Origin of the sequence: Tepidiforma sp. (assembly GCF_034432735.1) — a bacterium.
In the GTDB taxonomy this organism is placed as follows: domain Bacteria; phylum Chloroflexota; class Dehalococcoidia; order Tepidiformales; family Tepidiformaceae; genus Tepidiforma.
Window position 1 is genome coordinate 21,381 of the sequence record NZ_DAOUBJ010000108.1, and the last position, 13,055, is coordinate 34,435.

The window sequence follows — 13,055 nt, forward strand, 5'->3', positions numbered from 1 at the left end:
AGCGAGGTGCGCTCTAGAAGGCGAGCAGCAGGAGTGGCACTGCGACGATGACTGCGAGGAACACCGCAAGGTGTCGCTGGTTGAGCGTGACCTGGTGCGCCAGCCGGAGAATGGCGCGCGAATAGGGGCCGTAGCAGAACGTCAGGATGAACATGGAGATCGTCGCAACGGAGACCATCTCCGTCATGACGACGGTAAAGGCTGACGCCCCGCCGAGGATGAGTGCGCCCGCGAGCGTATCGATGAAGGTCGTGATGTTCGCCCCCATGACGTACGGGAGCACCTGGTCGCGCTTCAGGTAGCCCTTGAGGCTCAACGGGACCAGGAGCGTCAGCGAGATCGAGACGCTCAAGGTCATCGACGTCACGGCGCCGCCGACGAGGAACATGAACCAGCGGGAACGCACCCGGTGCATGCTGCCATCGAACCGGCTCGAGCCGGCCTCTAGCTGGGGAAGTGCACGATCGAATACCGCGAAGCTTCCGAGCAGGACCAGCACACCCAGACCGAACAACGCTCCGGACGCCAATTGCGCATCCAGCCACCGGACCGGCTCTCCATAGAGGGCGTCGACCCAATCGAGCATTCCTGGCGGTGGGGTGAAGTGCAGCCAGTCGAGCCAGCCATAGTGAAGTGACAGAAGGCCGAGCGCGATCGCCGGCCCTTGAGTGGTAAATGTTGTGAGGAGCGCGATGACCCCGATGGTGAGGCCATCTGGGTTGCGCCGCTTGGCAAGGTAGAGCACATAGCCGACTGCGAGGACGATGAACGAGGCGCCGAGCCGCGACCCACCGATCACCCCGAAGGATTCCGTCTCCGTCAGGACGCCGCCGGCGAGGAGCGTTACCCCGATCGCCGCGACCGGCGAGCCACTCATGGCGCCGTAGGCCAGCAACCAACCGAAACCGACCGCGTTCACGGGGCCCGAGATTGCGAGGCCATCCAGCAGCGGTATCAGCGACTTCGCACCGGTTTTCAAGATCTGGAGGCCGAAGATGAACAAAAAGATGCCTACACCGGCGGTCGCAGCGCGTGCCGCGGGCACGAGCGTCCGGGTGTGCCACGGCCTGGGCGTGGCGTTCGTCAGGGGGAGGGCGCATTCCTCGGCCGCCGGACCTGGCCGCTCCAGTGCTTCGGGACCTGACCTGCCGCTCATTCCGCCGCCTCCACGACGGGGACCTTCAGCTTCCGGATCATCCCTGCCCCTGTCGTGTGGCGAGTCGCCGGGTCGATGATGATGAAAGCGCCGGTCTCGCGGCATTGTGCATACAGGTCAGCCGCGAGCGGTTCCATTGCGCGGAATCGAACCCGCCCGATGTCGTTCAATGCCAGCGCCGGAGGCCCCGGATCCCGCTCGAGGCGGTGGATATCGAGGCGGTCGAGAATCTCCGCTACGACGGCTCGTGTACGCCGCGTCGTGTGCTTGACAAGAATCTGCTGACCTGGGCGCAACGGCGCGGCTTCGTTCATCCAGCAGACGTCAGCTTCGAACAAGCTCGTCGGTTCGATCGGGTCGTTCGCGCGCACGAACATCGCCCCCCGCCCGACGTCGAGCTCGTCCTCGAGCCGGACCGTGACCGCGTCACCGGCTTGTGCTTCTTCGAGCGATTCGTGGAACCGGTCGATCGCGGCGACACGCGTGACGACGCCGAGGGGCAGGACACGAACCGCCTCGCCTCGGCGAATGCTTCCCGCAGCGACGGTGCCGGCATAGCCACGGTAATCGGGGAACTCTCGAGATTGCGGTCGAATGACGTACTGCACTGGAAAACGGAACGGAGCGTCGAGCGCGGGATTCGGCACTTCGACGGTTTCCAGAAACTCGAGGAGCGTCGGACCGCTGTACCAGCCGAGTTCCGGCGCTCGGTGGACGAGGTTCGCCCCGGTGAGCGCTGCGAGCGGCAGCACGGTGACAGCTTCGATACCCAAGGGCGCCGCTGCGGCTCGGCATTCCTCCGCGACTTCCAGGAATCGCCCCTCCGACCAACCGACGAGGTCCATTTTGTTGACGCAGTAGACCACGTGATGGATGCCCAGAAGAGCTGCCAAGGCCGAGTGACGGCGGGTCTGCTCGACGACGCCCTTCCGAGCATCGACGAGAATGAGCGCGAGGTGGGCGGTCGACGCCCCGGTCACCATGTTTCGTGTGTACTGCACGTGGCCGGGCGAGTCCGCGATGATGAACTTCCTCCGCGGCGTCGCGAAATACCGATAAGCGACGTCGATGGTGATGCCCTGCTCGCGCTCTGCGCGCAGGCCGTCGGTCAACAGGGCGAGATTGATCTCGTCGAGGCCCTGAGCCTGGCTAGCGCGTTGGATGCTGGCCAGTGTGTCTTCGAAGACCTGCCGAGTGTCGTAGAGGAGCCTGCCGATCAGCGTGCTCTTGCCGTCGTCGACGGAACCGGCCGTCACAAACCGCAGGAGGTCCACTAGAAGTAGCCCTCCCGCTTCCGGTCTTCCATTGCCGCTTCGGAGAACTGGTCGTCGGCGCGGCTCGCTCCCCGCTCGGTAACGCGGGCCGTCGCGACCTCGGCGATGATTTCCTCGACTGTCCGTGCGCATGACCGAACCGCAGCGGTGCACGTCATGTCGCCGACCGTCCGGTAGCGCACGGTCTCCACGAAACTCCGTTCGTGCGGCAGCTGCGGGAGGAATGGACTTACGGCCATCAGCATTCCGTCGCGAAGAAAGACTTCGCGCTTGTGGGCAAAATAGATGGACGGTATTTCCAGCCCCTCACGGGCGATGTACCGCCACACGTCGAGCTCTGTCCAGTTCGAGAGCGGGAACACGCGCATGTGTTCACCGCGGAGGTGGAGCCCGTTGTACAGATTCCAAAGCTCGGGCCGTTGATTACGAGGGTCCCACTGGCCGAATTCGTCGCGGAACGAGAAGACCCGCTCTTTGGCGCGTGCCTTCTCCTCGTCGCGGCGGGCACCACCGATGGCAGCGTCGAATTGGTGCTGGGCAACGGCTGCGAGGAGGACTGGCGTTTGCAAGCGGTTGCGTGACGCTCGCGGCCCCTTCTCCTCCTGCACCCAGCCTTCGTCGATCGCCTGCTGGACGGACGCGACCACGAGGCGCGCCCGCAGTTCGGCGATGCGTCGATCACGGAATTCGATGACCTCTGGGAAGTTATGTCCGGTGTCGACGTGCATGACCGTAAACGGAAATCGCGCCGGCCAGAACGCCTTTTCGGCGAGTCGGAGTAGGACGATGGAGTCTTTGCCGCCAGAGAAGAGCAAGGCTGGCCGTTCGAATTCGGCGGCAACTTCGCGCATGATGAAAATCGCTTCAGCCTCGAGGTAGTCGAGCCCCGGGTCGTGCTCGACGGGCATCACCGCGTTTGCCGTCATCGCACAACCTCTGCGTTACCGGGAACTAGGCCTCGTAGTTCGAGCAGACGCATCACTTCCGTTGCGCTTTCTTCGACGGAGAGGGCGCCGGTGTCGAGGCGCAGTTCCGGGCTGAGCGGTGGCTCGTAGGGGTCGTCGATGCCGGTGAAACCAGGGCGACGGCCTGCCCGTGCCTCGGCGTAAAGCCCTTTGACATCGCGTGCTTCGCAGGCCTCGAGCGAGGCCGCCAGGTGCACCTCCAAAAAGTGCAGCCCTTCGGCTTCGATCATCGCGCGTGCGGCCTCGCGGGTCGCGCGGTAGGGCGAGATAGCTGCGGTCACGACCGCCACTCCGTTGCGGGCGAGGAGCTTCGCGACGTAGGCGATACGGAGGATGTTGGTGTCGCGATCTTCACGACTGAATCCAAGTCCTTTCGAGAGATGCGTCCGAACCTCGTCGCCATCGAGCACCTCGACGGCGAGGCCCAGTTGGCGCAGGCGGGGCGCCAGGAGTTCGGACAAGGTCGATTTGCCTGCGCCAGAGAGCCCGGTGAACCAGAGCACGAAGCCGCGTCGGTCCGTCATGAACATTCCCCTTTTGCGTTCTGCTCGCCGTGGGCGCTGGTCTGCCCGCCCGGAGCGGCTAGGTGTGAAGTCCGCACTCGTCCTTTTGGAACCCCTGCCATCGCCCGGCCCGCCCTCGAACACCGGGAACCGTGCAGTTGTAACAGCCAATGCTCGCGTAGCCGCGGTCGAGCAATGGGTTGTAGGGAATACCGTGTTCGAGGATGTAGGCCCACGTCTGCTTCTCGGTCCAGTTGGCCAGTGGGTTGACCTTCACGACACCGAATTTCGACGACCAGGAGAGAATCGGCGTCTCGGCCCGCCCTTCGGACTGGTCGCGACGGAGTCCGGTCATCCACGCCGACTTGCCCTCGAGGGCGCGGCGATTTGGCTCGACCTTCCGGAGCTCACAGCAGAGGTCGGGGTCTCGCATCCAGAGGGCCGCCCCGTACTCACGGGCCTGCTCCTCGTGGGTAAGACGCGACTTGTAGACCTGAACGTTGGTGAGCCCGAGGGCTGGTACCGCCCTCCGCATCGTCTCGTAGGTCTCCTCGAATAAGTAGTCCGTATCGAGAACGAAGACGTGCACGTCTGGTTTGAGCAGCGCGACCATGTGGAGGATTGCCATTCCACTGGCGCCGCCGAAGCTGGCACCGACGGAGAGCCCATCCCCGAATGTCTCGACTGCCCATTGCACGATTTCCTGCGGCTCGGCGGATTCGAACCGCTCGTCAAGGGCACGGAGCTCGGCTTCGCTGAAGGCGGGGGCAGCTGCCATGGCACGTCCTTAGCTGACTAACTGGGTCAACTTTATCGATCTCTAGGGTTGTCGACAAGTGGGCAAGTTGATAAAGTTAGTCAGCTTTCTGGCCCGATTCGCTGCGGGCCACTCCCCCGGAAAGGTGGCTGCGATGCCCGACGTTGAAACCATCGTTTACACGAACGAGCCTGGCCGGGTTCTACCCGTTCTCGAAAAGGAGCTGGAGGACTTCCAGACCGAGGCGCGGCGCTTCCTCGACGGCCAATGGGACGAGGCGCAATTCATCGGCTTCCGGTTGAAGCAGGGCGTCTACGGCCAGCGACAGCCGAACGTTCAGATGATCCGCGTCAAACTGCCGTTCGGAGGCGTCACGCCGGAGCAAATGGAGGCCTTCGCGGAAGTCGCCGAGAAGTACGCACCGCTCCGGAAAGGTCACATCACCACCCGCCAGAACATTCAGTTCCATCACGTGCCGCTTCTCAAGGCCGCCGAGGCGCTGTTCGTCTTGGGGCGTGCGGGGCTTTCGACTCGCGAAGCCTGTGGGAACACGGTCCGAAATGTTACGGGGGACCCATGGGCGGGCATTCAAGAAGGCGAGCCGTTCGACCCGACGCCTTACGCTGCGGCCTTTGCCCGCAGGTGGCTGCGCAATCCACTCACCCAGCTCTTGCCCCGGAAATTCAAAGTCGCCTTCACCGCCAACGACAATGACAACGCCATTACGGGGATTCATGATCTTGGCTTCATCCCGCGGATCCGCGACGGTGTGAAGGGATTCACGGTCGTCGTCGGCGGTGGGCTGAGCATCATGCCCCGCAAGGCTCCGGTGCTCTACGAGTTCGTACCGGTCGATGAGTATCTCAAAGTCTCCGAGGCAGTCCTCCGAATCTTCAATCGCGCGGATGAACTTCGGAAGAACCGCGCCAAGGCGCGGATCAAGTTCCTCGTCGACCGTTTGGGCATCGAAGCATTTCGGCAAATGGTCGACGAGGAGCTGGCAGGCGACTGGGCAAAGGGCCGCGACTTCCGCCCCGACCCCCTGCTCTTCGTGCACGACGAAGAAGCCAACGCGCCGGCACGCCGACCCCACTACCAGCAGCCGAACGGCGACCACCGCGAGTTCACCGCGTTCGTCGCTGCGAACGTGCGGGCACAGAAGCAGCAGGGCTTCAGCGCTGTCGAGGTGAAGGTCGCTCGCGGCGACCTCCGGCCAGAGCAGTTCCGGGGGCTCGCCGCCATCATGCGCGAGTACACGGGCGGCTACGCGAGGACGACCATCGGCCAGAACATCGTGCTCCGTTGGGTGCGGGATGAAAGCTTGTACGAAGTCTACCTCCGATTGAAGGAGCTCGGCCTGGCGGATATTGGGGCGCAGAGTATCACCGATGTGGTGAGCTGCCCGGGTACGGACAGCTGCAAGCTTGGCATCACCTCCTCGATGGGGCTCAATCAGGCGATTCAGGAGCGGGTCGAACGGCTCGGCATCACCGACCCTCTCACCCGCAAGATCCACATCAAGATGAGTGGCTGTCCGAACAGTTGCGGGCAGCACCACATCGCGACAATTGGTTTCCACGGCGCAGCGATGAAAGTGGGAGATCATCAGCTCCCCGCGTACCACGTGTTCCTCGGCGGCAACTACGACAACGGCGAGCTGCGACTCGCCCAACAGCTCAAAGTTCGCCTGCCGGCGAAACGTGGTCCCGATGCGGTCGAGCGGTTCATCCGACTTTACGAGGCAGAGCGCCAACCCGGGGAGACCTTCAACGCGTTTTTCGACCGGGTCGGCCCCGAACCGTTCGAAAGGGCGATCGAGGACCTCTGCATCCCGGGCGAATTCAGCGAAGACAACCGGGGCCTTTTCATCGACTGGAATCGGCTCGAGCTGTACCGCCTGCAACGCGGCGAAGGTGAATGCGCCGTCTGACGGAGGCGCTGGCCCTAGTAGCCGGTGAGGTTGGCCCAGGCTAGGTCGAACGGGAGGCCGCCGGCCTGGGATGCCTCGAGCAGCGCGCGGCGCTGTCGGTCCGCTGGAAGCCGGCCGAGGTAGACCGAGGGGTTGATGCTGACCTGCCGGGCGAACCATTCGTGGCGCACGATGATTCCGCAAAAGGCCTCGAAAATCGCGTCGCGGTCCAGATAGTTTTCAAAAATGAAGAGCGAAACGTCGTCGAGTGCGTCGTCGTCCCCTTCGGCGGCTAACCGGTCGACCAGCTCGCCAAGCCAGTCGGCGGTGGCTTCCCAGGCAGCCGCCGCGCCATCACAGCCGCGAGACTCCATCGCTTCCAATGCTGCCGTCATGACGACGAGAAAGGTGGGGAGCCGCCGGACTTCGAATCCCTCCCGCGCCAAGGCACTCCAACGGGCATCATCCTCGCACGAGCCATCGGGAGAAAGTACGGGAATGGCGCCGGCGAGCTCGTTGGCCTCGGCGTCGGGAAGCGTTCGCACCCAGTCCCGAACGATCGAAGGCTCCACCGAGGCGAGGTTGATGACGGAAAGCGCGGCCAGCCTGCGGTCGGGCGGGCCATCCTGCACTTCAGCGACCAGCTCCGGGGTCGTCATTCGACGCATCTCCGCCTCGTGCTGCTGCCACCCGTCGTACTCTTCTGGCAATCGACGCTCCATCTTGCCTTCCAGGATAGTCCCAAGCCGGTCTCGGTCACCTCAGGGGGTTCACCGATGCTAGACTGTGCGTCTATGGAGTTGGGCCAATTCGCTCGCCATCGCCGGCTTCGAAGCACCGAGGCCATGCGCCGGCTCGTGCGCGAGACCGAGCTCACCCCGGCCCACCTCGTGTATCCCTTGTTCGTCGAGGCGGGCCTTCACGGCCGATCGCCCATCGCATCCATGCCGCGTCAGGACCGTCTGGGCCTCGATGCCGTCGCCGAAGAGGCGAAGCACCTGGCGAAGCTCGGTATCGGGGGCGTGATGCTCTTCGGCCTCCCAGAGAGCAAGGACGAAATCGGCAGTGGCGCTTGGGCCGAAAACGGTGTTGTGCAGGAAGCGGCTCGACGGATCAAGGACGCGGCGCCGGAGCTAGTCGTGATCGGCGACGTCTGCCTCTGCGAGTACACCACCCACGGCCATTGCGGCCCTCTCGGCCGCGGCGGTACCGTCGACAACGATGCGGCATTGCCACTATTGGCCCGAACTGCCGTCTCGCTCGCCGCGGCCGGATGCGATGTCGTCGCGCCGAGCGACATGATGGATGGCCGGGTCCTGGCTATCCGGAGGGCACTCGACGAGGCGGGCTTCACGGCGACTCCAATCTTGTCGTACGCCGCGAAGTTCGCGAGCGGCTTTTACGGCCCCTTCCGCGAGGCGGCCGACAGCGCCCCTGCCTTCGGAGACCGGCGCGGCTATCAGATGGACCCTGCCAATGCCCGCATGGCGCTCAGCGAAGTGGTCGCGGACCTCGAACAAGGCGCCGATATGGTGATGGTGAAGCCTGCTCTCCCTTACCTGGATGTCATCCGGGCAGTTCGGGAAATGACGAAGGTGCCGGTGGCGGCCTATAACGTGAGCGGTGAATACAGCATGCTGATGGCAGCGATCGAGCGAGGCTGGCTGGACGCCGACCGTGTCATCGACGAAGCGCTCATCGGGATTCGCCGTGCCGGCGCGGACATTATCATCACGTACCACGCTCGGGAGTGGGCGGCCCGTCGATGACCGACGGACGAGGCCTTTTCCGCTCGATGCGAACGGCGCAGACCTTGTACTCCGGGATCCTCGAGGGCTCGTCGTAGACGTTGTTGGTGAGGAAGTTCGCGGCACTCTTCTGGAGCTTGACGAAGGGCACGAAGATCGAACCCTCTCGAACCGCATCGGTGACCACCGCCTGGCCGGTCAGCTTCCCACGCCGGGATCGCACCACCACGGAGTCTCCGTCGGAAATACCGACGAGGCCGGCATCTCTGGGGTGGACGAGGACGGGCACCTCGCTCATCTGCTCCACGAGGGCCGCTACGCGGCGGGTGATGGTTCCGCCATGCCAGTGGTAGAGCACGCGGCCAGTGTTGAGAACGAGCGGAAATTCTGCGTCGGGAAGCTCAGCCGCGGGCTCGGCTTGTCGGACGGGAAGGAACTTCGCCTTACCACGCGGGAAGCTTTCGGCGTAGAGATATCGGGTGCCTGGGTGATCGAGCGAGGGGCAGGGCCACTGGATACCGCCCTCGCGTTCGAGTCGAGCATAGGTGATTCCACGGAGCTGCGGGGTGAGCCGCGCCATTTCGGCGAAGATCTCCTCGGCCGAAGTGTAGGCGAATTGGTGCTGGTCGACGCCCACCATCGGGGCCATTCGCCGGGCAAGACGACAAACGATTTCCCAGTCGGGACGCGACTCACCTACCGGAGGGATCGCTGGCCGTACCCGCTGGACCCTGCGCTCGCTGTTGGTGAACGTCCCATCTTTTTCGGCGAACGAACAGGCTGGCAGGACCACGTCAGCTAACTGAGCCGTTTCGTGGAGGAACAGGTCCTGCACGACGAGGAACTCGAGGCGGCGAAAGAGTTCCTCGGCATGCGAGAGATTTGGTTCGGAGAGGAGCGGATTCTCTCCGACAATGTACATCGCGCGAATCGCGCCATCCGCGATCCGCTCCACCATATCGGTCGCCTTGATACCTGGCTGCCTGGGGATTCCGGCACCCCAGGCCTCTTCGAACGCTGCAGCTACGTCGTCGGAGTAGGGCTGGTAGCCCGGCAGCGAATCAGGGATGCAGCCCGCGTCGCCGCACCCCTGGACGTTGTTTTGACCGCGTAGCGGCGATATGCCACACCCGGGGCGACCAAGCTGGCCTGCCAACAGGGCGAGGTTGATAAGGCTCCGGGCGTTGTCGGTGCCGTGGGCGTGTTGGGTGATGCCCATACCCCAGGCCAGGCAGCTCCCCGGCCGTTCGGCCGGTGGCAATCCCCGGCGGGCCGGGGGGCGTGCGTAGAGCCGGGCGGCCGTTCGAAGCGCGGCAGGGTCGACTCCCGAAATCTCCGCGTACTCCTCTACGGTGCGCTCTTCGATAACGGCACGCCACTCGGCGAAGCCTTCCGTGCGCGCGGCGATGAACGTTCGGTCCTCGAGTCCCTCATCGAGGATGGCCCGTGCCATGCCGTTGAACACTGCGACGTCGGTGCCCGGTCGCGGCTGAAGAAACACATCGGCGCGCTCGGCCAAATCGATTCGCCTCGGGTTGACAACGACGAGACGAGTGCCCCGCTCGTCGATGGCCCGGCGCATTCGCGAGGCGATAACGGGATGATTGGCTCCTGGATCGCAGCCTACGAGGACAAGGCAGGAGGCATCCTCATAGTCGGCGTAGGAGTTGCTCGTGGCCCCGCTACCGAGCTGTTCGAGCATCGCCTCCACGCTCGGTGAATGGCAGAGGCGGGTGCAGTGATCGATGTTGTTCGTGCCCATGATGAGGCGGACGAACTTTTGCTGGACGAATGCGTCCTCGTTCGTCGCTTTGGCGCTCGCGAAGCTCCCGAACGCTCCGCGGAAGGCGACCAGGTGCTCCGCCACGTAATCGATCGCTTCATCCCAGGATGCTGCGTGAAATTCGCCATTTTTGCGGATGAGCGGCGTCGTCAGTCGGTCCGGGTGCTGGACGAAGGGGATGCCGAAGCGCCCCTTGACGCAGAGCATCCCCTGGCTCGACGGATTCGCAGGATCGTCGTCGACCCACGTAATGCGGCCCTCTCTTGTGTGGAGGACGATTCCGCAGCCTACGCCGCAGAATGGGCAGGTGGAATACACCCTACGTTCCATCAGGTCGTCGACCCCCAGCTGGCGTCCCGGTGGACAGCTTTGGCCTTAGGGCATAGGTGGGGCAGGCAGCGACGCAGGACCCGCAAGCGGTGCAAGCGGAAGCGGCGAATGGGACACCGGTTCCCGCCGTGACCTGGGCTGCGGTCGCGGTCCACGCGATCCCGATCGCGCCGATGTGTTGCAGCTGCTGGCAGGCTGCCACGCACCTGCCACAGAGGATGCAAGGTTGTTCATCGAACACGAAAAAGGGGCTGCTCGTGTCCAAGCCCGTGCGCACGCGCCACGGATGGGAGGGCCAGTCGATCCCATGACTCTCGTAGGCAGCCCAGATTTCCGAGCTTCGGGGGCCACCAGCACGGTCCTGTACCGGGCCATGCATGCCTGCGGTGAGCCGGAGAATCGCCCGGCGGATTTCGAGTACTCGCTCGCTGGTCGTGCGAACTTCCTGGATTCCGTCGGCGGGGGTGTGGCAGGCGGCAACGATGCGGCCGTCCGCTTCGACAAGGCACGTCCGGCAGGCCCCGATGGGCGGCAGGTTATCGTCTTTGCACAGGTGAGGGAGGTCGATGCCCAGAGCCAGCACGGTCTCGAGCAGGGTTCCGCGAGCGTCGACCTCGCGCCCGTCGATGATCATCGAAACACCTCGGGCCAGAACTCGAGCGCCGACCTCACCGGCCCCGTAGCCATTTGACCGAGCCCACAGAGGGAGCCGAACTGGATGGCATCGGCCAGTGAATCGAACTCCTCCGTGCCCTGCCCGGCGAGGCGCTGCAAGAGGAGGGGCGTCCCCTCTCGACAGGGCGTGCATTTGCCGCAGGATTCTTTCGCGTTGAATGCGGCCATGGCGAGAGCGGCCCGCCGAATATCGCGGTCTGCGTCGAGGACGACGACGCCACCGGCGCCGAGCATGGCACCAGTGGGGTGATAGCGTCCGGGACCAATCGGAACGTCGCAAAGCTTCCCAGGGAGGAATCCACCGGAAGGTCCGCCACAAAGAAGAGCGAGCGACTCCACTGCCGGCCCGCCGGCCTGCGCGATCACGTGAGCGAGCGACGTACCGAATGGCACCTCGTACACGCCCGGCCGTTCTACCCGGCCACTCACGGAGAGGACCCGAGTGCCCGGTGTCTCGTTGGTTCCGAGTTCGCGAAAGGACGCCGCTCCATCGCGGAGCACGGCACTGATGGCGGCGAAGGTTTCGACGTTGTTGACGACGGTGGGGAGCCCAAAGAGCCCTTCGTCGACGGGGAGGGGCGGCTTGGGCCGAGGCACCGCGCGGCGGCCTTCGATGGCATTGAGCAGGGCGGTCTCCTCGCCGAGGACGTAACCGCCGGCACCGCGATAGACGATGACCCTGCCTTCGACGGGCGACCTAGCGAGGGCCCTTGCGAACCCGGCGGCAGCAGGATCGGCTCTGCCGTTGATGAACATGACCGTGATGGAGGGTCGGAGTGCTTCCATGGCAATCGCGATGCCTTCGACCACGCGTTCTGGCCTCAGGCAAAGGAGCGCACGGTCCTTGAACACCCCCGGTTCGCCCTCCTCAGCGTTGACCACGAGAGCTATAGGCGCGCCGTGGCGTAGAGCGGTCCGCCATTTCCTCGCCGTCGGGAAATATGCTCCTCCCCGTCCGCGCAGCCCGGCGCGCTCGAGCTCCTCGAGGATTCCCTCTGGTCCCAGCGAGACCGCACGATCGAGTCCAGCCCAACTGTTCGCCGTCGGAGCGAGCAGCGGGCCAGCTTGCCGCACCATCGCTTCCGGAAACCCCGCTTCACCGCCGGAGGCTGGCGGTTCGTAGCATCAAAAGAGGCACCCGACTGGCGATTCCGGCTCGCTCCAGCCTGGGTGCAACGCGCAAGCCACGCCTGCGCAGCCGGGAACCGACGATGAAGGTTCGAAAAACCGCAACTCGTGCTGCGAGGTCGCGGCTTCCCACGCTTCAGCGACAGGGATGCGCAACTCACGAGCGATCTGCTCGACATCGGCTCGCTCGATGAAGCCGCGCGAGCGCGAGATTTCGACCAGCCTCGGTAGAAGGTACGCTCTGCGTGGGAGTTCGAATGCTTGCGCCGGCAGCACGGGGAAATGGTACGGCTGCCGCGGCGCCCGTCGCTAGACGCGACGGGTAGCCAAGGCGGGATTGGCCTGAACGGCGGCCGCTAGCACGGTCCTGCGTGTGGGCCGGTCGGGTTCTTTGCAAGCGGCGACGAGGGTGCGGTCGACGATGTCGCTGATCCCCCGCGAACGGGCTTCGTTGCGAATGAATGCGACGGTCGCCGAGATGGTCGCTTCGGCACCTGGCCACGGCTCGCAGCGAATGACGCGCAAGTGGCGTGACGATTCGTTCCACTCGACGACGAGGCGGGGATGGGAGCCAGGCCCTGCACAGTACCGTGTGTATCCGCCCAGGTATTCCTGGGTGATATGCAGCCCTTTGGCGGACGGGTCGATTCCTGCATCGGTGAGGCCTTCCCAAAGGTCTCCCAGGGCCATCAGAAGCCGAAACGCAACATCGGAGGTGTCAGCGCGCAATCGTCGCCCCCTGGCGGTGAGGTGTCGGGTGCGGCCCCCAATCTGCCGCGGCTGTAGTTTACCCGATTTTTCGCGCGACGATGCAAGGCGTTCATCGG

General features: G+C 64.5%; 12 protein-coding genes. 2 read left to right on the forward strand and 10 right to left on the reverse strand.

The window, feature by feature from the left end:
- Positions 1-13 precede the first annotated feature (13 nt).
- Genes VAE53_RS10195 through VAE53_RS10215 form a run of 5 tightly spaced genes read right to left on the reverse strand, consistent with a single transcriptional unit; the run spans position 14 to position 4,676 of the window.
- Positions 14-1,156 (reverse strand): hypothetical protein, encoded by a 1,143-nt coding sequence (locus VAE53_RS10195; protein WP_322819271.1) that lies wholly within the window; start codon positions 1,154-1,156, stop codon positions 14-16.
- On the reverse strand, positions 1,153-2,430 hold the full coding sequence (locus VAE53_RS10200) for a GTP-binding protein (RefSeq protein ID WP_322819272.1): 1,278 nt from the start codon (positions 2,428-2,430) through the stop codon (positions 1,153-1,155). Before VAE53_RS10200 ends, VAE53_RS10195 begins: the two co-directional genes overlap by 4 nt.
- Entirely contained in the window at positions 2,430-3,356 is a 927-nt protein-coding gene (gene cysD / locus VAE53_RS10205) for a sulfate adenylyltransferase subunit CysD (RefSeq protein ID WP_322819273.1), read from the reverse strand. The genes VAE53_RS10200 and cysD overlap by 1 nt, the downstream gene beginning before the upstream one ends.
- Positions 3,353-3,919 (reverse strand): adenylyl-sulfate kinase, encoded by a 567-nt coding sequence (cysC, locus tag VAE53_RS10210; RefSeq protein WP_322819274.1) that lies wholly within the window; start codon positions 3,917-3,919, stop codon positions 3,353-3,355. The genes cysD and cysC overlap by 4 nt, the downstream gene beginning before the upstream one ends.
- Positions 3,920-3,977: 58 nt before the next feature.
- Positions 3,978-4,676, reverse strand: a complete 699-nt coding sequence (locus VAE53_RS10215; protein WP_322819275.1) for a phosphoadenylyl-sulfate reductase — start codon at positions 4,674-4,676, stop codon at positions 3,978-3,980.
- Positions 4,677-4,809: 133 nt separating this feature from the next.
- Between VAE53_RS10215 and VAE53_RS10220 the strand changes: the two genes are divergently transcribed.
- Positions 4,810-6,585 carry a nitrite/sulfite reductase gene (locus tag VAE53_RS10220; protein WP_322819276.1) on the forward strand — a complete coding sequence of 592 codons (1,776 nt, stop codon included), beginning with the start codon at positions 4,810-4,812 and terminating at the stop codon, positions 6,583-6,585.
- 14 nt (positions 6,586-6,599) lie between these two features.
- Here the strand turns inward: VAE53_RS10220 and VAE53_RS10225 are convergent, their stop codons facing one another.
- Positions 6,600-7,286 (reverse strand): hypothetical protein, encoded by a 687-nt coding sequence (locus VAE53_RS10225; protein ID WP_322819277.1) that lies wholly within the window; start codon positions 7,284-7,286, stop codon positions 6,600-6,602.
- Positions 7,287-7,358: 72 nt separating this feature from the next.
- Here VAE53_RS10225 and hemB point away from each other — a divergent pair, with 72 nt between their 5' ends.
- Positions 7,359-8,333, forward strand: coding sequence for a porphobilinogen synthase (gene hemB, locus VAE53_RS10230; RefSeq protein ID WP_322819278.1), 975 nt, complete (start codon positions 7,359-7,361; stop codon positions 8,331-8,333).
- On the opposite strand, the gene fdhF is transcribed toward hemB, so the two are convergent.
- The 4 genes from fdhF to VAE53_RS10250 form a co-directional block, all read right to left on the reverse strand.
- The gene (gene fdhF, locus VAE53_RS10235; protein WP_322819279.1) at positions 8,296-10,425 is read right to left on the reverse strand and encodes a formate dehydrogenase subunit alpha; all 2,130 of its coding nucleotides are present in this window, start codon (positions 10,423-10,425) and stop codon (positions 8,296-8,298) included. The two genes, hemB and fdhF, sit on opposite strands and share 38 nt — an antisense overlap.
- Positions 10,415-11,059, reverse strand: coding sequence for a 2Fe-2S iron-sulfur cluster-binding protein (locus VAE53_RS13210; protein WP_369294048.1), 645 nt, complete (start codon positions 11,057-11,059; stop codon positions 10,415-10,417). The genes fdhF and VAE53_RS13210 overlap by 11 nt, the downstream gene beginning before the upstream one ends.
- Positions 11,056-12,177, reverse strand: a complete 1,122-nt coding sequence (locus VAE53_RS10245) for an NADH-ubiquinone oxidoreductase-F iron-sulfur binding region domain-containing protein (RefSeq protein WP_322819281.1) — start codon at positions 12,175-12,177, stop codon at positions 11,056-11,058. The genes VAE53_RS13210 and VAE53_RS10245 overlap by 4 nt, the downstream gene beginning before the upstream one ends.
- 360 nt (positions 12,178-12,537) lie before the next feature.
- On the reverse strand, positions 12,538-12,957 hold the full coding sequence (locus VAE53_RS10250; protein ID WP_322819282.1) for a hypothetical protein: 420 nt from the start codon (positions 12,955-12,957) through the stop codon (positions 12,538-12,540).
- Positions 12,958-13,055 lie beyond the last annotated feature (98 nt).